Origin of the sequence: Sinorhizobium sp. FG01, from assembly GCF_002531875.1 — a bacterium.
Classification (GTDB): Bacteria; Pseudomonadota; Alphaproteobacteria; order Rhizobiales; family Rhizobiaceae; genus Sinorhizobium; species Sinorhizobium fredii_C.
Genome location: NZ_NWTB01000025.1, coordinates 1 through 23065 on the forward strand (window position 1 = coordinate 1; position 23065 = coordinate 23065).

At 59.3% G+C, this 23065-nt stretch carries 19 protein-coding genes and 4 pseudogenes; 10 read left to right on the forward strand and 13 right to left on the reverse strand.

The features are described from left to right. Positions 1–247, forward strand: a pseudogene (locus tag CO656_RS26745) (integrase core domain-containing protein); the annotation flags it as partial. 476 nt (positions 248–723) lie between these two features. On the opposite strand, the gene CO656_RS26750 reads toward CO656_RS26745, so the two are convergent. Next, on the reverse strand, positions 724–1428 hold the full coding sequence (locus CO656_RS26750) for a hypothetical protein (RefSeq protein ID WP_097527803.1): 705 nt from the start codon (positions 1426–1428) through the stop codon (positions 724–726). Next, complete coding sequence (locus CO656_RS26755) at positions 1428–1940, reverse strand: DarT ssDNA thymidine ADP-ribosyltransferase family protein (protein ID WP_097527804.1); 513 nt, start codon at positions 1938–1940, stop codon at positions 1428–1430. Before CO656_RS26755 ends, CO656_RS26750 begins: the two co-directional genes overlap by 1 nt. Positions 1941–2299: 359 nt before the next feature. Here CO656_RS26755 and CO656_RS26760 point away from each other — a divergent pair. Beyond that, a pseudogene (locus tag CO656_RS26760) lies at positions 2300–2535 on the forward strand (DUF6429 family protein). A gap of 7 nt (positions 2536–2542) precedes the next feature. Here CO656_RS26760 and CO656_RS26765 read toward each other — a convergent pair. Together CO656_RS26765 and CO656_RS26770 are read right to left on the reverse strand one after the other, a co-directional pair. Then, positions 2543–2968 (reverse strand): annotated as a pseudogene (locus tag CO656_RS26765) (transposase); the annotation flags it as partial. 40 nt (positions 2969–3008) lie between these two features. Continuing rightward, complete coding sequence (locus tag CO656_RS26770; protein WP_234819648.1) at positions 3009–3179, reverse strand: transposase; 171 nt, start codon at positions 3177–3179, stop codon at positions 3009–3011. 147 nt (positions 3180–3326) lie between these two features. Here CO656_RS26770 and CO656_RS26775 point away from each other — a divergent pair, with 147 nt between their 5' ends. Further along, on the forward strand, positions 3327–4346 hold the full coding sequence (locus tag CO656_RS26775) for a hypothetical protein (RefSeq protein ID WP_097527805.1): 1020 nt from the start codon (positions 3327–3329) through the stop codon (positions 4344–4346). Then, complete coding sequence (locus CO656_RS26780; RefSeq protein ID WP_097527806.1) at positions 4343–4954, forward strand: RelA/SpoT domain-containing protein; 612 nt, start codon at positions 4343–4345, stop codon at positions 4952–4954. Before CO656_RS26775 ends, CO656_RS26780 begins: the two co-directional genes overlap by 4 nt. A gap of 66 nt (positions 4955–5020) precedes the next feature. On the opposite strand, the gene CO656_RS26785 is transcribed toward CO656_RS26780, so the two are convergent. The 7 genes from CO656_RS26785 to traA all read right to left on the reverse strand — a co-directional run bounded on the left by CO656_RS26785 (position 5021) and on the right by traA (position 16484). Continuing rightward, positions 5021–5500, reverse strand: a complete 480-nt coding sequence (locus CO656_RS26785) for a hypothetical protein (RefSeq protein WP_097527807.1) — start codon at positions 5498–5500, stop codon at positions 5021–5023. A 1449-nt stretch (positions 5501–6949) separates the two neighbouring features. Beyond that, the gene (locus tag CO656_RS26800; protein ID WP_097527810.1) at positions 6950–9421 is read right to left on the reverse strand and encodes an EAL domain-containing protein; all 2472 of its coding nucleotides are present in this window, start codon (positions 9419–9421) and stop codon (positions 6950–6952) included. 781 nt (positions 9422–10202) lie between these two features. Next, entirely contained in the window at positions 10203–10373 is a 171-nt protein-coding gene (locus CO656_RS26805) for a hypothetical protein (RefSeq protein WP_165914072.1), read from the reverse strand. A gap of 440 nt (positions 10374–10813) precedes the next feature. Next, positions 10814–11422: a TraH family protein gene (locus tag CO656_RS26810; RefSeq protein WP_097527811.1), complete on the reverse strand. Its 609-nt coding sequence runs from the start codon at positions 11420–11422 to the stop codon at positions 10814–10816. A gap of 34 nt (positions 11423–11456) precedes the next feature. Further along, entirely contained in the window at positions 11457–12620 is a 1164-nt protein-coding gene (locus CO656_RS26815) for a conjugal transfer protein TraB (protein WP_097527812.1), read from the reverse strand. Further along, positions 12610–13176, reverse strand: coding sequence for a conjugative transfer signal peptidase TraF (gene traF / locus CO656_RS26820; protein WP_097527813.1), 567 nt, complete (start codon positions 13174–13176; stop codon positions 12610–12612). The genes CO656_RS26815 and traF overlap by 11 nt, the downstream gene beginning before the upstream one ends. Beyond that, positions 13173–16484: a Ti-type conjugative transfer relaxase TraA gene (gene traA / locus CO656_RS26825; protein WP_097527814.1), complete on the reverse strand. Its 3312-nt coding sequence runs from the start codon at positions 16482–16484 to the stop codon at positions 13173–13175. The genes traF and traA overlap by 4 nt, the downstream gene beginning before the upstream one ends. Positions 16485–16734: 250 nt before the next feature. Between traA and traC the strand changes: the two genes are divergently transcribed. The 6 genes and pseudogenes from traC to CO656_RS26855 all read left to right on the forward strand — a co-directional run bounded on the left by traC (position 16735) and on the right by CO656_RS26855 (position 20827). Then, complete coding sequence (gene traC, locus CO656_RS26830; RefSeq protein WP_097527841.1) at positions 16735–17031, forward strand: conjugal transfer protein TraC; 297 nt, start codon at positions 16735–16737, stop codon at positions 17029–17031. A gap of 4 nt (positions 17032–17035) precedes the next feature. Beyond that, positions 17036–17251: a type IV conjugative transfer system coupling protein TraD gene (locus tag CO656_RS26835; RefSeq protein ID WP_018097559.1), complete on the forward strand. Its 216-nt coding sequence runs from the start codon at positions 17036–17038 to the stop codon at positions 17249–17251. Further along, positions 17244–19220: a Ti-type conjugative transfer system protein TraG gene (gene traG, locus CO656_RS26840; protein ID WP_097527815.1), complete on the forward strand. Its 1977-nt coding sequence runs from the start codon at positions 17244–17246 to the stop codon at positions 19218–19220. Before CO656_RS26835 ends, traG begins: the two co-directional genes overlap by 8 nt. Positions 19221–19580: 360 nt before the next feature. Then, positions 19581–20021 (forward strand): annotated as a pseudogene (locus CO656_RS31085) (thermonuclease family protein). A gap of 164 nt (positions 20022–20185) precedes the next feature. After that, entirely contained in the window at positions 20186–20479 is a 294-nt protein-coding gene (locus CO656_RS26850) for a WGR domain-containing protein (protein ID WP_234819649.1), read from the forward strand. Between the two features lie 33 nt (positions 20480–20512). Then, entirely contained in the window at positions 20513–20827 is a 315-nt protein-coding gene (locus tag CO656_RS26855; RefSeq protein ID WP_097527816.1) for a hypothetical protein, read from the forward strand. 270 nt (positions 20828–21097) lie between these two features. Here the strand turns inward: CO656_RS26855 and CO656_RS26860 are convergent, their stop codons facing one another. Both CO656_RS26860 and CO656_RS26870 read right to left on the reverse strand, forming a co-directional pair. Beyond that, positions 21098–21409: a DUF736 domain-containing protein gene (locus CO656_RS26860; RefSeq protein ID WP_097527817.1), complete on the reverse strand. Its 312-nt coding sequence runs from the start codon at positions 21407–21409 to the stop codon at positions 21098–21100. Positions 21410–22008: 599 nt separating this feature from the next. Continuing rightward, entirely contained in the window at positions 22009–22932 is a 924-nt protein-coding gene (locus CO656_RS26870; RefSeq protein ID WP_097527818.1) for a zincin-like metallopeptidase domain-containing protein, read from the reverse strand. Positions 22933–23065: the final 133 nt, after the last annotated feature.

Genomic DNA, 23065 nt, shown 5'->3' on the forward strand with positions numbered 1-23065 from the left:
AGACGAGCTCTTGAATGAAACCCTCTTCTCGTCACTGACCTATGCTCGCTCAGCGCTTTCAAACTGGCGCAGCGATTTCAACGATCACCGACCGCACTCTGGCCTCGGCTGGCTGACACCGGCCGAGTTCGCTCAGACCATCAACCCGCGACGTGCTGCGGTGCTGCGCAGCCGAAATGGCTCCGCACCGCAACCCGCCGCTACCGCCCCAAATACAGCAACCCAAAACCGCAGGAGCGAACTCAAAAACTGGATAAAACTTGGGGGCAAGGTCAATCGGAGCCATCTGATGGATTTCACAACACCAGACTTCGGGCTCAATAACGCTATCAAGCAATTCCAGGGCATCGGATTTCAGAGAATGGCGGAGATCGATTCACTGACCAGGTTCGATAAGTATGTCCTAAAGTTTTTCTACGAGGGGATCACACCTGATGACAAGCCGCCAACACCACGGACTGCGATCGATCCACGTAACGGAGGCAGCCTATCGACAGCGTGAAGGAAGTATGCTGCGTTCCCTAATTGTGCGCTCTGAAGATGGAGCCCCTAGACGTCCGAAAGCATGGCCTCCCTGAAGCCTGCTTCAGCCGCCAAGGGCCTTGCGGCGCCCGGGTAGGCTTTTTCTAACACCGATGTCGGTGCTAGAAGTGTTCCAATATTGTGCTAGTGCCTGCGACTTCTTGGATTTGCTCGGTTCGATCGACATCCCATGCCAGTGGTCTAAAAGTGCAACTGATCGGCCTGTTCAGGCTGCGAGCGCTTTGACCGAATTTGCTCTGACATCAGCGTAATGAACTCCTCTGCCGAGTTCATGGCTCTATCCATAAGACCGGCGCGCATCAAAGAAACGAACAGAGCGCAGGATTTTGCTTGGCAATTGATCGACTTTTTGGGGTTGAATTCGATATCGGTAAATCCCGCGTAACGCATATGACCGTCAATCCTTTCCCTAAGCCACTCCCGGTGCGGGTAAATGGCGTTGAGGTATAGCCAGTCATAGAAAACTGTGGACGGTTGGAGCGGAAATTCGCTTCCGTCGATTTCGAACGCCACTAAGCGACCAGATTCCCGCAATCTGGGATCTCGCTTCGCGCTGCGCGGATCGGTCACGTACAGATCGATATATGGACCACCGTACTCAAAGACCTTGCTGCCTTGGAATGCGTTTTCGAGAGGTATTGATCCCGAAGCAGTATCTACTTTGAGATGAAATGCGCTCAGGTGGCGGCCTGCCTTCTCCTCGGACTTGGAAGATATTTCGAGCAGTGGGCTATATCCAGCTCGCGCGGCGGCAGCGTGTAGCGAGTGTACGTTCTTCTGTTTCTGAACCGGCGCGAAACCCGTTGCGAACGGGATATCAAAGCTCACGACTTTGACGAACCCGGGAGAATTGACCGATGGTATGAAAATGGGGCGCTCTGCCATCAAATGTTTCCGATCAAGTCGAGAGGTATCTGGCATGGAACCAGAACCTCGTATTTTTCTGCCTGCAAGAGCCGCTGCTGGATCGCCGGATCCTTCCAATCCGTCCGAGTATACAAAACCTCGAAATCGATGAGAGCGGCTGCCTGCTCTATCGGAACGGATTCTACACCACTTTTGTTCGAGACGTCATTTGTAAAACGTACGCCGGCAAAGTCGAGGACTGCCGGATGGATACGGAGGAAAATTGAGTCTGTAATGCGACCGTCTCTTCGTGCCACGAATTCCATGGGATGGCTATTGCGGAAACACAGATGCACGTAGTTTCCCATCCCTTTCAATGCATCGGCGTCTCGGCTCCATTCGTTTCCGCCTGGGGCGGGAACGGCGACGCCTCCTGCCATGAGCTGCGCGATCGGGAAAAGCCCGCCGTGCTGACGAATGAGGTCGAGATTTCTCCGGTCGGTAAAGTGGTATAGAAAGGGGACTTTCTTAAACGGGCTGTTTGGGTCCATCGTGGCCTCCTCCAAAGGGCTAGTGCTACCATGTCGTGTATTGGCAGGGCGCTCAATACCCTACTTTTGAGTTCGACCTTCCCTCCAATCGCCTCCAGTGCAAACAACGCATCAATCAGCTATCGCCGCCGTAAGTTGGTGCCGATCTTTCGGTAGTTTTGGGACTTCTAGGGTGTTTAACGCGAGAATGTCGGCGACTTATGTGTCCGCCTCGAGCAGCAGCGACCTAAAAGTAGTTATCAGCGATGTTTACGGATTCTCAGTTTGGTTGTGAGGCTGTACAACAATGGGCGTCTGCTTGTGCGTATCCATCGAGCAGGGCCGCAGGATTTTAGCGCCGCGCGTGGTAACGTGGGTTCATGGAGATCGATGAGGACAAGATCGACGATGCGGTTTTGGCCCTGCTATGGCTCACGCTGCATAAACGAACGTTGTGCCTGGAAGGGCTTCGACTGGGCAACGACGGATAGGCTTCACAAGAAGGGCTTGATCGGCGACCCGGTCAACAAGTCGAAGTCATTGATCCTGACCGATGAAGGGCCTGGAGCGTTCGCAATCATTGTTCCGGGAGCTGTTTACGCGGCCGCCGCAATAGCCGTCCCTTAGTGTGTCTTCCATTGCCAAGGCAGCAGTTCGTGCAGGCGGGAGACGGGAAGATCGGCGATGCGGGCGAACACATCGGCGAGCCACGCCTTGGGGTCAACGTCGTTGAGACGACAGGTCGTGATGACGGAGAGCATGATGGCGGCTCGATCGGCCCCACGCTGGGAACCGGCGAAGGTCCAGTTGCGGCGCCCGAGTGCAGTTCCTCTCAGAGCGCGCTCGGCCGCATTGTTCGTCAGACAAATCCGGGCATCGTCCAGGAAACGGGCAAAACCATCTCAACGCTTCAGCATGTAATCGATCGGCTCGATCACCTCGGACGATTTGCTGAGCGTGGCGCGCTCCGTTTTCAGCCACGCGTGCATGTCGTCGAAAAGCGGCTTGCACTTTTCCTGCCGCGCGGCCAACCGTTCTGCGGCGCTCAATCGGTACAAAGCCGCCGACAGGCGACGCAGCATCCAGTTGTCACGCTCGCGCGAGCCGGCGCCATTCATATAGTTGCGAACGCGATATTCCATGTCGCCGCGCCGTTGTCGCACACAAGCCAGGTTCCGAATAACTCTCCGCGACAGTCTGGAGCTTCAAAACGACGACGCCGACCCGTATCGACAATCTCAACTCGATCCAAAGCCGCACTGTCCTTTTTGACGTCAATAAGGACAGTCAGTGCCAGATCCGACAATTCCTACAAGGCGGCCCACCTCGGATGCGTACGCTTGTGCGGGACAGGCATTATATGTAGCTGTTGTAAAATCGAAGTATTCGGCAGCGAGGGGGATAAGTTTGCCTATCGAGAGCATCCATACATACCTTGTCTATCCCAATAAGGGGGCAACCGAGCCATCGGCCATCGTCGGAAGCCAAGTGCCGCATGACGGCGACATGTTTATCCTAATGAGAAACGTGTACGAAAAGGCCGATACCGAATGCAACATCGGCATCGCCTTCAACAAGGGCAATGGCGGCGCTCAAGCCAACGCGCGTCGTGACATGTTGATTGCCTATGCGTCAGCGCCTGGGGTCGATCTGGGCCGTGCGCTTGCCGAGGAACTGGCGACAGTAACGACCCGCCGCTCGGGGCTCGGGCTTTTATTCCTGATCAAAGGCACCGAAGGTGCCGAGCACAAGGTGGTGATATCACGCTTTCGCGCCAACAATGGCGTGGTTGTAAATGAGGCTGCCGACATGTTGACGGTCGAATTCATCGACCGCGTATTCATGAAAAATGCGCATTCCTACAAAGCTGTCGTTTACAAGCATCAGTCATTCCAAGGTGGTTTCTGGAGTGGCATGGCCGTCGACAAGCAGATTAACAGTCAGGATCTGGAGTCGTCGGACTACTGGGTTAAGGAGTTTCTGCTGTCGGACTTCATGACCAGTCCTGCGTTCGGCACCCGTCGTCTCGCTGTCGCATTGAAGAAGGCGATCAAAACGACGGACGATTTGGAAATCAAGCGCCAGATCACTGCCGCAGCTACGTTGGCCAGTGGGCTTGGTACAGAGACATTGAGCGTTGAGGCTTTCTGTAATCGCTACGGATTTTCCGAGGGCGCCAAGGCCGCCGTGGTGAAGCAGCTCGAACGAGCTGACCTGGCCAATGATAATTTTCAGTTCGATGCCACCGAGTTCACTCGGCAATTGCCTTATCGGACCGTGGAGCTGGACAATGGGGCCATGCTCACGGCTGACGCTGCCTCCTTCGATAAGGTCTTCGAACACAAACCCGTCGAGAAAGGAGCCGATAAGATGCGCTTCAGCACAGTCGGCTCAGTGATTAGCGAAAAACTGGAGAAGGGTAGATGACCGTCGAAGCTCAATATCGAGCGCGGTACGAAACCGTGCTCTTCCCCATCGCCAACAAGCTTGCCAACTTATTGCAGGACATCTTCGCCGGTCAGCCGCGGATCGATCGCATCTCGACGCGCCCGAAGTCTGTGGAGCGCTTCATGGGCAAAGCCGCTGCTGAGAAAGATGGAAAAGCGAAGTACGATGATCCGCTTCATCAGATTCAGGATCAGATCGGCGCGCGGATCATCACTTTCTATAAGGATGATGTGCATAGGATTTCGGAGGAAGTTCAGCGCTACTTCCACGCCATCGAATCGAAAGACATGTTGCCAGAGAACGAGTGGGAGTTTGGGTATTTTGGAAATCACCATATCCTTATGCTGCAGCAAGATCTGATCGACCCGAGTTACGACAAGAACCTAGTGCCCTACTGCTTCGAGTTGCAGATCAAGACTCTCTTTCAGCACGCGTGGTCCGAAGCGAACCATGATCTCGGCTACAAGCCTGGGCAGCAGCCACTGGCCAGCGACGAGTTGCGACAGCTTGCCTTCACATCGGCTCAGGCGTGGGGAGCGGATCGGGTGTTCAACGATCTGTTCGTAAAGCGGAGCGCGCAGCATTGAGAACAAATGCTTTAGGCCTGCCTATCGTACTCGTTTAGGTAGTCACCCAGCGTTGGCTTCCTGGTGTCAGGCCGGCTCGACCTCGGCCGCTTCTGAATGCTCCTTAGCCTGGGCTTCCTCCAAAGAGATTTTGCTGGCCACATATTGCTCCAGCTCGGCAGCGTGGTTTTCACAGCCCTTCGCCTGCTTGCGGAGAAGTAGTATATGGTCTGAGAGTTCTCGCGGCGTGCAAAGGCTTATGGGAACCAGGGCCCTCTCACCGTTTCTGATCACGGGATACGATTTAACCAGACGGGTATGGCCCGGAAAGACCATTTGAGGAGAGGCGGGATCGTCGCTCATGCCGATGCGCTTCAGCATTCGCGTAACTACCTTTACCAGTTCCTTCTTGGCAAACGCCCTGTAGAAGTCGGCATGAGGACCTGTCAGAGGCTTGTTCTTAAAAATTTCTTCAACAATCTGGCTTGGCTGGGCAATCTGGCCAGCGTCCATCCGCTGTCCGATCAGCTTACGCAGCTCAGACAATAGTGCAGCGTCTTTGGCCATGAGCGTCGTCCTATCAATCCTTGAACAGAGAAAAAGGTACGGCCACGCAGGCGCTTCCGCCCCCTTCACGGCTCCCAGCGCTCGGGAGGAGCTTGGCTGGAAGCTATGCATTGCCCAGTGATAATCCACGGATTCTAAAGATTGTCAAAGCAGATGTTCTGATTTTGTTCGAGGAAGCGATAACGCGCTAGTCAATGGAGGAGGTAATCGCCATTCAAATTCAAAAGTTGAAGTTCGCGAAGACAGATATCTTGCCCACGTCCGCCATAGCTACCGGTCCGCTGCCGGAAATGATGCTGAGATTCGCGAAGGCCCGCCGCGCAGGTAGCGGTAAGGTGCCAGCGGCGTCCTTGCCTGGGTTTTGCCCATCTTCATAACAAGAGTGCCAGGGTCATCAGCGCCAGGCACGAGCACGCCGCGATGACGATCGACATAGGCGTCGAGATAGCAATAGAGATTTCAATAGATCCAGAAGAATTAGCCGGAGGTTTTGAGCCGAAGAACGAGGAGTTGGCGTTCTCGAAGGCGTTCGCCGGGACCCGCCACGCTTCATATCCTGTCGGGCCGACGCTCCGATGTCAGGAAATGCCCAGCGGACAGAAAGCAGTTGCCGCAGGTTCTTCTAGCGAAGCCCAAGATGCAGGCCCAGGCGTAGGAACGATCGGACCGCCTCGGCAGCAGCGCGAGGATAGAGTTCCTCATCCGGCAGGCGCTTGAGGATCTCGTCCACAGTATTCGACAAGCGGGCTGTCAGCCTCCGTTTGCACAAGCGCAAGCCAGATTTCAGGGCGGTGCGGCGTCACAATGGGGGCGAGCGGCGACTGGTGAGCACAAAAAGAGCGGCGTCCTTCGAGGGGATCGAAGGCGCCGCTGCTTTTGCCTTTGTCGCGCTGAGGTGAGGGCGACGAAGACAAACTCCGGCGTTCCGGAATTGGTTCCCAAAAGCGTTACTTCGATTTGAAGGGGCATCCAGTAGGGACGGAGCCCCGATAGCTAAAAAATTTGACGTGCAAGAAGTCTCCGCAGGATAGGAAACATTCATTGCCGAGCGCGCCGTGGAGCGCCCTTTCGATCATTTCCAACGCGTCGGATCCAAGTGGATCGAAACTCAAGGGTTGCGCGAAATCCATCGTATTCCCTCCGACGACGCCGACGCAGCGCCGTTAGAAAATCTAGGCTGGTTGATCGAGATCGCCAGCCTCTTATCAGTCTCAGGATGTACGCTCGGGGACCTGCGACTCGCCATGAAAAAGGTGTGGGTGGAGCCGCCGTGGCGCCGTTTCCGGTTGCAGGGCGCCTCAGATTTACTATTGTCGGGCGGACCCTTTCGAACGCTCGGGCCGAAGCCTTCTTGTCGTCTTGGTAGCAGTGGAGGCTTTTCTTTTCTTTCTCAAAGAGTGCCAATGACGGATAAGATCGGGCCGCCGTCGGCAGTCGGTCGGCAAAGTTCTATTGCGAACACTTGATTAGCTCCTCTAACTGTGCAGCGCGCAGGGGGCGTGAGAAAACGTAACCTTGCGCCTCATCGAAGCCTTCAGCCTTGATAATCTCGAGCTGGTCTGGAGTCTCGACGCCTTCCACGGTTGTGGTGATTCCCAGCGTGCGTCCAATTCCGGCAACCGCCCTGAGGATCGCCAGCGATTCCTTCCCGGCCGGCAGATCGGAAACGAAGCTACGGTCGATCTTGATTTTGTCGAACCGAAAGCTCCTCAGATAGCTCAGCGACGAATAGCCGGTCCCGAAATCGTCGATCGCGACTTTGACTCCGAGTTGCCGAATCTCCTTTAGTATCTGAAAATTGCGGTCGCATTCATCGAGCAATACCGACTCGGTGATTTCGAGCTCCAGGCGCGAGGCATTCAGACCCGTCTCTTTCAATATGTCGCAGACAGTTGCAGCAAGACGGCGGTCGAACTGCACAGGCGATAGGTTGACCGCCACACTGATATCGAGCGGCCATTTCGCTGCCTCGGTGCAGGCCTGACGAAGGACCCACTCGCCAAGTGGCCCGATCAGGCCAGCTTCCTCGGCAACCGGTATGAACTCGGCCGGAGAGATCTGGCCTCGTCCGGGTTGCGGCCATCGGACCAGCGCCTCACATGTCGTGAGCCTGCCCGTATGGAGGTTGACCAGCGGCTGGTACTGGACTTCAAGCGCATTGTTTGCGAGCGCCTGCCGAAGCAAAACCTTTATCTCATGTTTTGCCTGGAGATGCGTGTCCATTCCCGGCTCGTAATCTACATATGTGCCGCGGCCACCAGCTTTGGCCTGATCAAGCGCAATATTGGCAGCCTGGATAAGCTCGTCTATTGACTGGTCACCCTTCGGAGCAGCCGCAAGTCCGACAATAGCGCCAAGATCGACATGCGATCCTGCGAGCCCATACGGTACTTCAACGACATCGATAAGCTGCTGAGCAAGGTTGCGCGCTTCGTCATTGCTCTTGATGCCCGTGCGCAAGACGAGGAAATCGTCGCCGCCGAGCCGGCAGAGGATGTCGGATTGCTTGACACAATTTCGCAGCCGATCGGCGACACGGCGTAGCAGCAGGTCGCCGCTGGCGCGACCATAGGCGTCATTGATCGACTTGAAGCGCTCGAGATCGAGGCAGAGAATTGCGATCTTCGTGTCCGGCACGATGTTGTTCGATATGCGTTCGAACTCCTCGCGGAGAGACTGCCAGTTCGGCAATCCCGTCAACGCATCGTGTCGTGCCATGTGGTGAATTTGCTTTTGCGCCAGCAGTCGGTCCTGTTCTGCCTTGCGGCGTTCGGTGATGTCGAGGGCAATACCAACGTAGCCGAGGAACCGCCCGTCGGAGGCAAAGCGTGGCTGACCGAGATCGATGACCCAAGCCCAACTGCCATCGGCGCGCCGGAGACGGTATTCCACCCGGACGGGTTTTCGGTCGCGCATTGCCGCCTCGAACCCAGCCTCAACCTCTTGTCGTTTCTCCGGATGAACTGCATCGGCCCATCCAAGACCTCGGGACTGCTCGGTGGTTTGGCCAGTTGTTTCGAGCCAGAGACGACTGTGGTAAGTGGCAGCGCCGTTTTCATCAGTCACCCAAATCATCACTGGCGCGTCGTCCGCGATTGCCCTGAACTGGGCCTCGCTCTCCTTAACGGCCTCTAAGGCTCTTCGGCGATCGTCGACATCTTCCAGGATCCCGTACCACCGGATGATCGTACCGTCCCCCGCCTTTCGTGCAGCCGCGCGACTGCGAAACCAACGGTGGCCTCCCTCGGCGCTCGCCAGCCGGAATTCGACATCCAGCGGGTCCCCGGTTGAAAGCGATCTGGACCACAGCCGCTCCACGTCCTCAACATCATCAGCATGCACCGCCTTCGCCCGCTCTGTCCCGAGCGCATCGGCAACCTCGAAGCCGGTAATCTCTTTCCATCGCGGGCCGACTTCAAGAAGCTCTCCGGATGGGCGCGCCGTCCACGGGACCTGAGGATGGAGCTCGATCAAGGACCGATAATGCTCTTCACTGGCGCGGAGCTCTGCCTCTGCCCTACGACATGCGGTCATATCCAGCATCGTCACCACCAGCAGCATCTCCTTCGAGCCGCCACTGGCGAGTTCGACGCGGCGTTTCTGTGTCACCAGGTTTCTGACGGTTCCGTCGGCTGCAGTGATGTCTTCCTCAAAAGAGAATTCTTCCCCGGTCTCAAGAACCTGTTGGTCCATCGCACGTATGCGATCGGCCTCTGCCGCCGGTAGGATGTCGTGATCCGTGCGTCCGATCAGATCGCTGCGTGCTCTGCCGAGAAGAGCACAGGCGGCATTGTTAAGGAAGCGGAAGCGCGAATGTTTGTCCTTCACAATGATCGGCTGAGGGACGGCATCGGAAATCACCTTGAGTGCGTGATCGAACTGGAAAAAATCTTCCCATACGCTGAGTTGCGTGTTTTCCATGGCGCTTTAACGGTCCATTTTTGGAAGAAGAGGCTGGCAACGTTTGCTTCCGTCGTCGAGGCGAGGAACGCAATCGTCCGCTTGATCGAATGGCGCGCATCCGCGCCTTGTCAACACTTTACGGTAGCAATCGTGAACAAGAAATGAACGAGTACGCCTCATAGAAACAACCCCGCCGGGGCCATGATCGTAACCCTCGTGAACCCTTCCGGACACCACGAAGGGACGGCAGCAGCGCTCCGTATGATCGTACCTGTGCTGCACTCAAGCAGGTTCATCGGTGTCGGAGTCGGTGCCATCCGGCAGCCGGACGGTTTTACCCCTCACGCGTTCCGACGCTGCAGGGGGCGGTCATCGATCTGCTGAAAGGGGAGCGCAAGCATGTCTTACCGTTGGCGCGCTTCGTAGCCGGTCGCCAGTTAAAGTTTGCGTATCGCCAGCACTCTCTCTCTCTCTCTCTCTCTCTCTCTCTCTCTCTCTCTCTCTCTCTCTCTCTCTCTCTGATGAGCCGGTCGCGATCGAAAAGATGAAAGGCAAGCGATTGCTCGAGGACCGCAAGGAGTTCACGCAGGTTTGGTGTTGTGGCCGCCGCTCTCAAGGTCGGCCAAGATTTCACGCTGAAGTACCACGTGGCGAGCACCGTCAGCTACGTGTCTCTCCGCCAACGCCAGGTGAACTTCGATGAGGGCCAGTCCATCCATGATGAAGAAGGATGATAGCATTCGTCGGCTTCGAAGAAACGTGGCTTCGGTGAGACACGTTTCCGCTTTGGCCGCTGCACCTACGCGCTTCCCGCAGTCTCGCTGCCCTCATCCAAGTCGTTGAGGGGCAGGTAAGCATAGGACTCCAGCCACTCGCGAACGAGGAGGCGCATCAGCTCTTCCCGCGTCATCTGGAGTTCCTCGCACGCGAAAGCTAGCGCTGTCTCCACGTCGTCATCGAATATCATCATGCTTCGCATCTCGCTTTGCATCGGCGGGAGCTGCCACGACTAAGGCAGTGCCCGCGCGACACGGACACTGCCTTGTTACAAGCCATGAACTGGGAAGCCGCCCGGATAGGGGAGCGGCAGGAGCGGCATTTTTGAGGGCGTACAGAGAACACCGCTTCCTTATTTACATCTGCCATTTACGTCGCTTTGGTGTGCGACGGTACTAAACGCAGGTTTTCTAATTTAGTTCCGGCAAAACAAAGCGGCCAGGTTAAACCGCAACTGGCGCAGAGATGTAACCGGGAATAGACTGCCACACCTGCCGAAAAGGTGGGGCAGTGGGGGAAATTCCCCACCCAGTTTTGCGGTTCGTCAGCCACTTAGGTGTGGCAATGGAGGCCTCGGCCGGAATGACCATTTTTAATCGGGACATTCCCGTCTGTCTCCGTCGCGCGAGAATGTCATTTGCCGCCTATGCTCGACAGGTCGATCCGCATCTCGGCTGAACCAATCTTGCTGGCGTCGGGCGGTTCGGCGGCGGCTTCCTCCGGGTGGATGTTGCTTTTGTTTTCCGCACGCACCGGCGATACGTTTTTCATCGTGACGCTTCCTTCCGGATCGGGAGCTTGAAACACCCTCATCCCCTCGAACTCTCCGGTTTTCCATGCGTAGACGGCGTCTTCGAAGATCTGCGCGAAGGCGTCATCGTTCGTGGGATTGCCGTACCACTTTGAAACGATCCTGATGATCTTGGCGAACATAGCCGTGCCCTTGCGAACGTTTTGGCAAGCGTCGAGCAAATCCCGCTTGAGGTCCGCTGGGTCCTTGACTCCCACGCCAACTGGAAACTGCGTCAGACCGACACGGACCACCGCGTTTCCCGCATATTGCCGCACGATTTCCAACGCTTCGTCGGCTGATTTGGCCGGCGGGACAAGGATCAATCGACCACCCGATCTGACGGTCACGGAGAGGGGATCGGCCGATCCGGCCGCCGTCACGAACTGTTCAACGATCGCAGGCTTCAGGGAAGGGTCGGCACAATCTTTGATCAGGGCAGCGTCGAGCATGGTGTCTCCTTGGGCATCCGGTATTGAGGCGCCATCAGGTGTTGAAGGAAAAAACAACCGGTTTTTCGAACAGCTTCGCCCAGGCCGCGGTGCTGGCACGCTGGATGGCGACAATGGACGTCCCTTTTGTCCACCAGCCGTTGCCGACAGCCACGATCAGATCCGGATCACTAAGCATCGATTGAAGGATTGGCCAGACGATCAGTTGCTCATAGCAGATCAGTGGTGCAACTCGTGTGGCTCCGAGAGTGAGAATCGGGTTTGCGAAGAAGTGCGCCCGCGTCCCGCCGCTTTCCTCTAAAAGCGCTCGCCACGGCTGCCACATCGAGCCCGGCACCGGCATCCGTTCCCGGTACAGGATCTGACCGCCCTGGGCAGACAGCGCGATGAGCACGTTATCGTATCCGCGTGCGTTGACGACCGCGGCACCCGCGAGAATCGTGATGTCCCGGCCCTCCAGAGACCGCGTCCACAGCCGCTCGATCCTCGGCGTCCAGAAACCCAAGGTACTCTCGGGAAGAGCAATGTAGCGGAGGTCCTCGGCTGCTCGATCCTTTACTCTGGCAATCAGATCACGGTGACGCTGTATGCTGGTCTCCCGCCCAAGCGAAGCACCCAGTTCGAGATTGACGCCCTGCCACGCTTGCGGTGGCGTCGGATCCGTCCAGAGCGCGGCGGACCCGAGCCAGAAGCCTGCGAGGGCGACAGCAACAGCCGTCCTTAGGCGTGAGACGAGGCCCGCAACGCCGGCTGTCGTCGCCGCCAGGCCCCACCATCCCCATCCCGGAAATAACACGCCGGCAGCCGTGACGGGATGAGCCCAACCGGTAATACCGAGAGGCGGAACCGTCATAAGGACGGCCGCCAGGACATAGCGGTAGGGCAGGCTGCCGGCATCTTTCGTCCAAAGCAGCGCGTGTAAAGAGACAAAGCTCGCGGAGGCGATTAGCCACAACAGCAGGCCCGGCCAGAGATCCGAGGCATAGAAAGTTGCCACGCCTTGCGGCAGGCCACGCGACGCTGCCAGGAAGTACCCGATCGAAACGAGTGTTGCCGCGGACCTCGTTCGCGCCAGCGACCACAGGACGGGGAATCCCAGCGCGATCGGCAGCAGCAAGACATGGCCGTTCCATGCTACCGTTCCGGCGATGACCGACGCGATGATGAGCAGCGTTGGCCGGAGCCAATCACGGCGCATAGGTCAGCACCTCCTGCGCCAGGCCGAGAACGTTGGAAGCCGGCAGCGGCCCCAAGTAGCGGGAATCGTAGGAGCCGACGAACGAGGAATGCAGGAACACGTGTCCGTCTGGCACGACGCCGCTTGGGGAAGGCCTCAGCCGCCGACCTTTTCCGTCACGCTGTGCCAGAGCGGAGGAAGGAAGCGCGCGCCCATCGATCGTCACTTCGGCGCCGATTTCGACACGCTGCCCAGCGACGCCGACGACTGTCTTGATGAGCGGCGCGACACGGCCCGGGCAAAGACCGGAGCGGAGATATCCCCGCGCTCTCGCCTCCGGCATGCCGGCCATCCCGGCTGGGCAGACAAACACCAAATCTCCGACGCTCGGCGGACGATGTAGCGGAACAATGCGCCAGAGACCGAGAGCCTCGCTCGGAGTCTGGTTGATCCGATAGCCGCCCAGGAAGCCAGTTACTGCGATGAGGACGATGGCGGCCGCGGCCACCGACAGAATGCCAGCCGTTCGCCTCCGTCGCGGGATGATCGGTAGGCGTTTTTCAGCTCCAGCCCTCATTTCAGGGAGAGTCCCTGGCTCTTCGTCTGCCGCATCGTTGCCGCCTGCTTCAGCGCCTCGGTGGTGCGCTCATGAGCTGCAAGTTGCTGCACCGTCCGCATCGAATTCCAAGCGGATTGCAACTCCGCCTTCTGCGCGTCCGACATGCCGTTGGTCACGGACTGGAACGCCTGTCCGCCCGTGTCCTTGGCGGCAAGAGGCAAGAAGGTCCGTTCGCCAAAACGCTCCGAAACGGCTCTGGCAAATACTTCGAGCTCCGCTTTCACCGTCTTGTCGGCAAGCGCGTATTCGAGCCCTGCCTGAAGATCGTTTCGGTCGATGGCGTCTCGGACGCGCTCGAGCGTCTGCTTTGCCGCCGGCGACAGAGCCGGGATGTGGACCGCCACCTTCAGACGAAGGGCGCGTTCTTCGATTTCATACTTGCGCGCCGCCACCGTCCGTTGACGCAGATAGCGTTCGAGATTGCGCGCCAGCGCGGGAGCGTTGGCGTCGGCCGTATCACGGGTCTGCTTGTCCGCGCGGCTGGCGAGGATGCCGGTCTTGCCCTTCAGCGCGCCAAAGGCTTTGGGCTCCGAACCGATCCTGGATATCGTGGTTTTCGCGGCAGCTCCGTCCTTCAGCATCGCGTCAACATTGGCGGCTTTGAACGCCGCTTCCGGCTGGGCATAGACAAGATGGAAGCGTGCCGAGACTTCCTGCCATTGCTTCATCAAGCCTGGATCTGCCGCAAGCCTGTCCTCGACAGCCTGCTCGAGAGACTTCGCGAAGGTGGTGATGCCGGGGACCATAGGTTTCAACTCCTCGACCGTGCGCGGTTGAGAGGTCCCGCCTGCGGCAGCAGAAAAACCGAGCTTGCCGGCGATCGCTGAGAGACGTGCGCCGAGGCCGGCGAACCTCGATTTCTGGCGGACTGTCCATTCGAGCCGATCGCGGACGAGCGTTCGGGCGACACTGACGAGGTGGAAACCCCGAGCCCTGGCGAAGCGCAGCGCCTGGCGGTACAAGCGGCCGTTCGCATAATCGAGCGTGATTTCCTTGGCATTTTTCCGCGACAGGATCGGAATCAGGCCGCCGGCCTTGGCGAAAGACCGACGGCCGTAATAGACGGCAAGATCCTCGCGATGACGTGTCATGGCGACGTAAGCGAGATGGCGGTCGAGCGACAAGGACGCCAGCACCTTGACCCGATCGACGGTGGCACCCTGGCTCTTGTGAATCGTGGTGGCATAGCCGAGATCGACGTTATTGTAGAAGCGGCTCTCGACCGTAACCTGCCGGCGGTGTTCGCCTTCTCCGACTTCAACAACGATGCGGCCGGGCGCTGCGTCGACTACCTTCGCCAACATGCCGTTCTTGACCCCGAGCGCGCCCTCGTTCTTCAGGAAGACAATTTGGTCGCCGGTGGCGAACTTGCGGGTTCCGTCCTCGGTCCTGAAGGCAAATCCCTCGTCGACGATGCGGCGCTCGACGAGCTTTGCGCGCGCCATTTCGTTGAGCATGCGAACGTCGCGACGAAGATGAGCGAGGATCAGCGAAGTTCCGATTGGATCGTAGTCGCTGTTCCAATCGGTGATCAGCGCCTGCATTGCCTCAGTTTTGAGCTCCGATCCACTGACGTGCCCATGTGCGCGATAGGCCTCGACCGCTTTGCCGACATTCCCGCGTGCCAAATCAAGCGAGGCGTCGCGCATCCACTGCTCGCGTTGGCGGTAGATGGTTCCGAGCTCGGCATAACCGATACGATCGGCAATGGCGCGGAACGCGGCTCCGGCCTCAATCGGTTGGAGCTGTTGCGGATCGCCGATGAGCACGAGCTTGGCTCCGGCCTTGGTTGCCGTTTCGACAAACAGAGCCATCTGTCTGGATGAGACCATTCCGGCCTCATCAAGCACGAAGACGGTCCTGTCGTCGATCAGATCACGGCCCTCGTTCCAGCGAAGCTCCCACGACGACAGCGTGCGGGACAGAATGCCAGCTTCCTTTTCCAGGCCCTCGGCGGCTTTGCCGGCAAGCGCGCCGCCTACAACGCGGTAGCCGGCGGCCTCCCAGGCTTCGCGGGCCGCCTTCATCATCGTCGTCTTGCCGGCGCCGGCACGGCCGATCACAGCGGCGACCCTTTCTCCCGCAACAACGTGAGCGATAGCGGCCTTCTGCTCTTCCGACAGACGAGTGTGACGCGCAAAAATCGCCTCCAGCACGGCGTTTCGAACACCGTGGGAGGATTGTAGAGAGAGCCAGTTTGCCCGGTCGGCCATCTCCGCTTCGAGCCGGATCAGCTCCCTCGTGGTGTATTTCGCCGGCGCACGAAGCCCGCTCGCAAAATCAATGCGTTCGCGCTCGAGGCGGAGCGTTTCCGGGCTCTGCAGGATTCTTGCCATCAGACTATGGAACCGGCCGGCATCGGCGAAATAGCGGTGCAGGATCTTGGCGACATCGCGCTCGTCGAAGACGCTTTTCTCCCGGGTGATCAGGTCGAGAACGATCTCCGGACGGCGCTGGATGCGGCGGGCGTTTTCGGCTCGACGTTCTTCCTGCAGCTCCAGCCGTTCCAGCGATATGTGCCGGTCGGCTTCCGCTGACTTCCGCTCGATCGCCTTGGCCCCGACGCCGAGATGAATGGTCGGCGTGAGCTCGATTCCCTGCTTCTCGAAGGACCGGCCGTCGACCCGTATATCAAGGCCGGCGAGTGACAGATGCTTGTTCTGGCAGGCGAACCAGCCATCGCGGAAGGCATTGAAGTCGGGGGCGCTGCCGCCCCAAAGGTCGTAGACGATCTTGCCGGAATCGTTGCGGATCGGGTTGCCGTCAGGCCCGAGGACGGCAATCTTCTTGGCGCCGAATCCATCGTCGGTAAGCGGTCGCAGCGTCGTCATCAGGTGCACATGCGGATTACCGGGTGCATCGTGATAGACCCAGTCGGCAACCATGCCTTTCGAGGTGATGTGGCGGTCGATGAAATCCCGTATCAGCACGATGTTCTGCTCCGTCGAAAGTTCGATTGGGAGCGCGATCGTGATGTCCTTGGCGAGTTGCGCATCGGCGCGTTTCTCGAACCCCTCGACTTTGTTCCAGAAGGCCTCGGACGCGCCAGACACCGACTGATCGGCGATCATCGCCCGCAACCAGTCCGGCGCACCGGCCGGGACGACGAATTCTTCGTGCAAGAGCCCCTGCTTGCGGGTGTAGTCGATCGTCCGGGCTTCCCGCTCGAAGGCCATTTTGGCGCAGTGCCGATAAGCCGCCGACAGCACGGCGCTGCGGCCGGAGCCGCGAGCGACGATGCTGACGGAGAAATGAGGGACGGCCACGGCGGAATTTTTCCCGATTACGAGCGGATCAACGTGTTCGACAGCGAGATTGGCCCCGCCGGGCCTCAAGAAGAACGTCGCGCCAGCGACGTATAATTGCGCCCTTGGATGCCGCTCTCACCGAGCGGCCGGGATCATTCGCGAAAGCATCGCCCTTGGCGATTGTATGATTCACAGTAGTGCGTTCCGCACTCACCTCCGGAAGATTGGGTCCGAAAGACAGGCGTTCACGCCCAAGGAGACAGTCGAAATGAAAAAACCAGCTTTTAGAATTCGCGACGAAATCGCCAAGCTCCAGGAGCAGCTCAAGCTAGCCGAGACCCGCGAGGCCGAGCGCATCGGCAGGATCGCGCTCAAGGCCGGGTTCGGCGAGATCGAGATCGAGGAAGGTGAACTGCAGGCGGCGTTCGAGGATGTGGCGAAACGCTTTCGCGGAGGCGAGGCCCGTTCGACCGGAGGAAAGAGGGCTGCCGGCGCCGAAGAGAGCAGCATCCCCGCCACGCAGAACGCGTCTGGCGCGGCTCAGGGCGGGGCTGGCGAGGCTTGAGCGGATGCGAAGAGCCACGACATCCGACGCCCGCAAGAAGGATACGCGCGAAAAAATCGAACTCGGCGGACTGATCGTCAAGGCGGGGCTGCGCTACGAGAAGCGGGCGCTGCTGCTTGGGCTCCTTATCGATGCGAGCCGGCGGCTGAAGGGAGACGAGCAGGAGCGCTCCCGGCTAACGGCAATCGGTGCAGAGGCCTTCGGGGAGACCGATGACTAGGATCCTCCTTTTCCTTGCACCCTGTGCCTTGATGATCCTCGCGGGCATCGGCATGACCGGGATCGAACAATGGCTTTCCGCGTTCGGCAAGACGGATGCGGCACGGCAGATGCTCGGCCGCGCCGGCATCGCTTTGCCCTATGTCGTCGTGTCGCTCGTCGGTATCTCCTTTCTGTTCGCGAGCGCGGGCTCGATGAGGATCAGGGCGACCGGTTGGGGCGTCGTCGCGGGTGCGACAGGGACGCTCCTCACCGCAGCGATACGTGAGGCAATGAGGCTCTTCGCATTCGCCGAACAGGTCCCGGTCGGCAAGTCCATATTCAACTATCTCGATCCCGCGACTGCGATCGGAGCCACCATCGCGCTGATATCGGCGCTGTTCGGCATGCGGGTTGCGATTGTCGGTAACGCCGCCTTCGCCAGAGCCGAGCCGAAACGCATCTACGGCAAGCGGGCCCTGCACGGTGAGGCGGGCTGGATGAAGCTGTCGCAAGCCGGAACGCTGTTTCCCGAGAGCGGCGGCATCGTCATTGGCGAGCGCTATCGTGTCGACAGGGACAGCGTCGCCGTGCAATCGTTTCGCGCCGACAGAGCAGATACGTGGGGAGCGGGCGGCACGTCGCCCCTGCTTTGCTTCGACGGCTCGTTCGGCTCGTCGCACGGTATTGTCTTTGCCGGCTCGGGCGGCTTCAAGACGACGTCAGTCACGATCCCGACGGCGCTCAAATGGGGTGGCGCGCTCGTCGTCCTCGATCCGTCAAACGAGGTGGCGCCGATGGTTTCGAACCACCGTGGCAGCGCCAACCGCGACGTCTTCGTCCTTGATCCGAAACACTCCGAGATCGGTTTCAACGCGCTTGACTGGATCGGCCGCTTCGGCGGAACGAAAGAGGAGGATATTGCCTCCGTTGCTTCGTGGATCATGAGCGACAGCGGTGGCGCGCGTGGCGTCCGCGACGACTTCTTTCGCGGCTCGGCTCTGCAACTGCTGACAGCGCTCATGGCCGACATTTGCCTCTCCGGCCACACTAAGGAAATCGACCAGACGCTCCGGCAGGTGCGAAAGAATCTCTCCGAGCCGGAACCCAAGTTGCGCCAACGCCTGCAGTCGATCTACGAAAATTCGGACTCGGACTTCGTGAAGGAAAATGTCGCTGCCTTCGTCAACATGACGCCGGAGACCTTTTCGGGGGTCTACGCCAATGCGGTGAAGGAAACGCATTGGCTGTCCTACCCGAACTACGCCGCCCTGGTTTCGGGAACGACCTTCACGACGAGCGATCTTGCCGGAGGAAAGACGGACGTCTTCATCAACGTCGATCTCAAGACACTGGAGACGCATTCGGGCCTGGCGCGCGTCATCATCGGCTCGTTTCTGAACGCGATCTACAACCGCAATGGCGCGATGCAGGGGAGGGCGCTATTCGTCCTCGATGAGGTGGCGCGCCTTGGTTACATGCGGATCCTGGAGACCGCCCGGGACGCCGGCCGTAAGTATGGGATCACGCTGACCATGATCTACCAGTCGATCGGCCAGATGCGCGAGACCTATGGCGGCCGGGAAGCCGCCAGCAAGTGGTTCGAGAGCGCCAGCTGGATTTCCTTCGCCGCGATCAACGATCCGGAGACTGCGGAATACATTTCCCGCCGTTGCGGCACGACGACGGTGGAGATCGACCAGGTCAGCCGCAGTTTCCAGTCGAAAGGGTCATCGCGCACACGATCGAAGCAACTTGCAGCCCGACCGCTGATCCAGCCGCATGAGGTGCTGCGCATGCGTGCCGACGAACAGATCGTTTTCACCGCTGGAAATGCACCGTTGCGTTGCGGACGCGCGATCTGGTTCCGGCGTGACGATATGAAGGGGTGCGTGGGCAAGAACCGGTTTTCCGAAGCCGGGAAAGACGCAGCGAGCTTGCCTGATCGGCCGACGCGCAGTGCAACCAGCAAGGTCGATCCGGAGAGATGAAGAGCATCGGAGAAATCAGCATGGCGGCCGCCTAAAGGGCGGGATTTCGGGAATTCTCGTCGTGCGAGGAGCGGGAACAGGGCAGCCGCAGGAGCCTCAACGAAGTGGCCCCAAGGGAGGCGGGACCGACTGCGCCCGCCCCTCGCACACCACCCGAATCTCGGCATGTCCTTAAAGACTGAAACCCAGTCCGAGATTGGTTGAGCCAAACCGAAGAGGACCGGCAAGTGGCGAAATCGAATGTGGTTCCGTTCAGAAGCGCGCGAAGTCCGGCAGCAGGAAAGATCGAAATCCCCCACAGGGAAAATGGCCCCACGGGAAAGAACGGCCCGAACACATCGCTGACGGCGGTTCCTAGCCATCATCATTGCTGCAGGAGGATGGCTTGCCTTCGGCGGCGCCGGCGATCTCTCGGGTGTCCTCGCTCTGAGCAACATACCTCCGCCGGATACGTCGGCAGCCGCGTTTTCATTCTGCGGCGATAGCACGCAAATGAACGGCGTCGTCGATGGCGACACGTTTGGTTCAAGGGGGAGAAGATCCGTATCGCAGATATCGACACGCCGGAGCTCAGCCCGCCGCGCTGCGAGACGGAACGGATAAAAGGCGAGGCGGCGGAAGCACGCCTGCTGGCGCTGCTCAATGCCGGAAAATTCTCCATTGGCCGGTTGGCGCAACGAGGACAAATATGGCCGCAAACTTCGTACCGTCACGCGAGGAGGGCGCTCACTAGGAGACAGTCTCATCATTGAAGGCCTCGCGAGGCGCTGGGACGGCGCAAGACACGGGTGGTGCGGCTAAGCTGTCGCGAGCAATCGTCACTCGGATGGCCAAACCGCGCTCGCGGATTTGGTGAGCGCGATTGAGGCTGTGCGCCGCAGGCGTCTCGCTCAAAATCCCTGCGGAAGGCTTCGCTTATCATCACTGATGTGAATCGATCCTTGCCGAACGATTCATAACTGTCGTTGGACGTGATTCCCAGGATCGGCGGTTCTGATCTCATAATCTCGCAGCCCTATCACCTCTATGTCGAACGCACGGATGCGGCAAAGAACATGGCGCGCTACTACGCCATGTCGATCGAGCCGAACCTGTTCGGGGATATTTGCCTGCTCAGGACGTGGGGCCGCATTGGCGCAAAGGGTCAGACAATGATCCATCATTTCGGGCGGGAAGAGGAAGCCGTCGAACTGTTTCTCGATCTGCTGCGACAAAAGCGAAAACGCGGCTATCGTCCGCGCGCCTCAGCGCCAACATGAGAGAGGCTCGCCGAAGCGGGCCATGATGCCTCATTGGCGCCGCTGGGCCGCGCCGTCCTTTACGCAGGCGTGCAGCCGGAGGACGGGTCGGGGAGAATCCCTGACAGCCGGGACCCCGGTCGAGCGGACCGGCTCACATTGCAGGGAAAAAAATTTGCCGCCTCAGAAGGGCGGCCCGGCCTCGATCGCACCGTCCTGTTCGGCAAGCATCACGGCCAGGTCAGCTTGGGCCAGCTCGAGCTCGGCCTGGATCTGGCGGCGCTCGACGGCATCGCAGGCGCTCTTGAGCCCGGCCCGCAGTTCTCCTTGAGTTCGCGAAAGACGGGGCCGCAGGGCGGGAAGAGATGACGCGGGTCAAGGAACGCGGAAGCGACCGGCGGAGCCGGCGCGTGGGGGAGCCGATTTTGTTGGAGCGGAGGAAACCGTGAGCGGAGGCAAAATTGGGGGCACCGCTCGTCCTTTGAGACCGGCATTTCCTCCCGGCACGATAGCCTCATCTAAGCAGACAAATTCCGGTTCCTTATCGAAGCGAAAAAAGCCGGGGGCAGGCTCGATGCCTGCTTCCGGCTTGTCCTTGCACCAGGTGGCCCCGCCTTGCGGGCGGGGCCTGGTCTCGGTCTAGTCCCGGTTGGGGCGGGACCAGATCAGCTGGTAGCCGTCCTCGCCCTCGACCTCGGTGAGCGTTGCGTAGATCGGGGCGGGGAAGCTCGGGTCGTCGAGCTTGACCGAGAGGTAATCGCGATCCGTCTGCTCGGAGCGCTTTTGCCAGGCGGCGCCCAGCTCGACGTTGCCAGCGTAGATGCGGAAGTGCGGGCCCTTGTCGGAGGGGGTGTCGATGCGGGCGATGCGGGCCTTGACGTTGAGGGCGAGCGTGCGGATCGAGCCGTTGAAGCCGGTTTCGGAGGTGGTGAAGATGCCGATGGTTGCCATTTTCCTATTCCTTTCGCTGTTTCGGGCCGCGCCCATCGCGGCCTCGATGGCTGTCGTAAGGATCGGGGACGATCGGTCCGCACCCAGAGGGCCGGAACAAGGTGGAGGGCGGCCAGGCGAAGCTTTGTTGTTCCGCGAGGAATGAGCGCATCGCGCTCAGGGGAAGAAAGTTTCGGGAAGGCCGTTGCGGGAACACGATCGAGGCGAAGCCGGTCTTCGATCAGACATGCCTCATCGAGCCCGCGAAGGACGTGACCTGGCGCAACGGTCGAAGGAATATGGCGACGGCCGTTGCTCTCCGACTGCCTGACGGGACTATGCGATGGTGGGTCCGTTGCCCGGTCCACATGTCAAAATCAAACGTCCCAGACAGATGAGCCTGGCCGTTTGCTTTGCCCATTTTCGGATATCGCATGCCTCGCCGTTCGTCGCTTGGACGATGTATGCAGCAGACAAGGCCGTTTATCGTTGAAATCAAGCCGTCCCGGAAGCTCAAGCCAATTGAGCGGAAACCTTGATCTGAGAGGTTTCTCTGATCTCGACAAGTTCCCCGCGACCAAGCCCGTTGTCTGCCGTGGGCGGGACCACCGACCGAAGCCTCACGTAGCGAGCCGCTCTTGGGCGGCTTCGTGCTGCAGGTCATGCAGGAAGTTTGCTGCCCGTTGCGCATGCGCCGCCGCCTGGAAGATCGCTCGTCTGTCGCCGGTCAGGACCTTGAGCCAGGAGGCAAGATACGAGGCGTGATCGGGGCGGGGCTCGAGCTCGGGAGCGATGCCGAGATCCGCGCACAGGAAGCAACTGCCGAGTTCGGCAATGAGTTCCTCGCGGGCACGCTCGGATTTGTCTTTGGCATAGCGGCTGAGGTCGCGACTGAGTCGATGCGCCGGCGCCGTCCAATGCGTGACCTCATGGCTCAAGGTGGCATAGTAGCTTGCCGCGTCCTTGAAGCTTTCAAACGGCGGCATCTGGATAAGATCGGCAGTAGGCGCAAAGAAGGCCTGGTTGCCACCATGGCGGATCACAGCACCCGTGTTGCGGAAGAAGCGATCGGCATGCTCGATACGTTCGAGCGGATCCGGGGCCGGTGCCGGCCGGTGATGATACTGCTCAGGTAGTCCTTCAATCTGTTCGACATTGAAGACACTGTAGGCTTTAAGGAAAGGGATCTCCCGCTCGACCTGGCCGCCATCTTCGTCGATTTCGGACTTCGTGAAACGGTTGGCGAAGACGACGGTCGTGCCTGTCTCGCCCTTGCGGACGGCGGCGCCTAATTCGAGGGCCTGCTTGAACGTCATCCACGTGGATGACGTATATCCCTGCGCCATGCCCTCCGACCAGAGAAGCAGCACGTTGACGCCCGAATACGGCTGCCCGTTGAACCGCAATGGCCGGGTTATGCGGCCGGTCGTATTTTCTGCATTCCACGGCTTCATCCAGGGCCGCACGCCCTTCGTCAAGTCTTCGATGATCTTGTCGGTGATGCGGGTATAGAGATCGACCCGCTGGTTCTCTGTGTTTTTCACGTTTTAACCCTCCGTTTTGAGTCCGCGCCCACCGCGGCCCGTTGCGGAGGGATGAAGGCAGGAGCCCTTGAGCCGGCGGATGCACCGGAACGGCAGGAATGAAGTGGAGGACGGCGAAGCCGTTGCGTCCGCC

What these genes read in the sequence shown, in the direction of transcription:
- CO656_RS26750 (WP_097527803.1), bottom strand. Translation starts at nt 1,428, where the DNA reads ATGGCAGAGCGCCCCATTTTCATACCATCGGTCAATTCTCCCGGGTTC.
- CO656_RS26755 (WP_097527804.1), bottom strand. Translation starts at nt 1,940, where the DNA reads ATGGACCCAAACAGCCCGTTTAAGAAAGTCCCCTTTCTATACCACTTT.
- CO656_RS26780 (WP_097527806.1), top strand. Translation starts at nt 4,343, where the DNA reads ATGACCGTCGAAGCTCAATATCGAGCGCGGTACGAAACCGTGCTCTTC.
- CO656_RS26785 (WP_097527807.1), bottom strand. Translation starts at nt 5,500, where the DNA reads ATGGCCAAAGACGCTGCACTATTGTCTGAGCTGCGTAAGCTGATCGGA.
- CO656_RS26800 (WP_097527810.1), bottom strand. Translation starts at nt 9,421, where the DNA reads ATGGAAAACACGCAACTCAGCGTATGGGAAGATTTTTTCCAGTTCGAT.
- CO656_RS26805 (WP_165914072.1), bottom strand. Translation starts at nt 10,373, where the DNA reads ATGATGATATTCGATGACGACGTGGAGACAGCGCTAGCTTTCGCGTGC.
- CO656_RS26810 (WP_097527811.1), bottom strand. Translation starts at nt 11,422, where the DNA reads ATGCTCGACGCTGCCCTGATCAAAGATTGTGCCGACCCTTCCCTGAAG.
- CO656_RS26815 (WP_097527812.1), bottom strand. Translation starts at nt 12,620, where the DNA reads ATGCGCCGTGATTGGCTCCGGCCAACGCTGCTCATCATCGCGTCGGTC.
- traF (WP_097527813.1), bottom strand. Translation starts at nt 13,176, where the DNA reads ATGAGGGCTGGAGCTGAAAAACGCCTACCGATCATCCCGCGACGGAGG.
- traC (WP_097527841.1), top strand. Translation starts at nt 16,735, where the DNA reads ATGAAAAAACCAGCTTTTAGAATTCGCGACGAAATCGCCAAGCTCCAG.
- CO656_RS26835 (WP_018097559.1), top strand. Translation starts at nt 17,036, where the DNA reads ATGCGAAGAGCCACGACATCCGACGCCCGCAAGAAGGATACGCGCGAA.
- traG (WP_097527815.1), top strand. Translation starts at nt 17,244, where the DNA reads ATGACTAGGATCCTCCTTTTCCTTGCACCCTGTGCCTTGATGATCCTC.
- CO656_RS26860 (WP_097527817.1), bottom strand. Translation starts at nt 21,409, where the DNA reads ATGGCAACCATCGGCATCTTCACCACCTCCGAAACCGGCTTCAACGGC.